Genomic DNA, 648 nt, shown 5'->3' with positions numbered 1-648 from the left:
GGTGGTGAGGTTTCGCGGTTGCGTGCGGGGCTTGCCGCCGTGCAGGCGGGTTCGGTGGCGCCGGGTGTGGTGCAGGGGGTGAGTGCGGGGGGGAAGACGGTGTTCGTCTTCCCGGGTCAGGGTTCGCAGTGGGCGGGCATGGCTGCACAGCTTCTGGATGTGTCGCCGGTGTTCGCTGCCCGGATCGGTGAGTGCGCGGCGGCGCTGGAGTCGTTCACGGACTGGTCGTTGGTGGATGTGCTGCGGCAGGTGCCGGGTGCGCCGTCGCTGGAGCGGGTGGATGTGGTCCAGCCCGCTCTGTTCGCGGTGATGGTCTCCCTGGCGGAGCTGTGGCGGTCGGCGGGTGTGGAGCCGGCTGCCGTGCTCGGCCATTCGCAGGGGGAGATCGCCGCGGCCTGTGTGGCGGGCATCTTGAGTCTTGAGGATGCGGCGCGGGTGGTGGCGTTGCGCAGTCAGGCGATCGGCCGGGTTTTGGCTGGGCGTGGCGGGATGGTGTCGGTGGCGCTGCCGGTGGCGGCGGTGCGGGAGAGGATCGCTGTCTGGGGTGAGGAGCGGGTGTCGGTGGCGGCGGTGAACGGGCCGTCGTCGGTGGTGGTGTCGGGTGAGCCGCAGGCGTTGGAGGAGCTGCTGGCCGTCTGTGAGGCGGAA

Annotated in this window: 1 protein-coding gene; it reads left to right on the top strand. The window is 71.0% G+C overall.

Annotated features, from left to right (window positions below; translation table 11 throughout):
* A partial coding sequence (locus LMU33_RS40870; protein WP_228627187.1) for an acyltransferase domain-containing protein occupies positions 1–648 on the top strand: 648 nt, incomplete at both ends.

The organism is Streptomyces barringtoniae, assembly GCF_020819595.1.
Taxonomy (GTDB): domain Bacteria; phylum Actinomycetota; class Actinomycetes; order Streptomycetales; family Streptomycetaceae; genus Streptomyces; species Streptomyces barringtoniae.
This window is presented reverse-complemented; position numbering and strand designations above follow the sequence as displayed.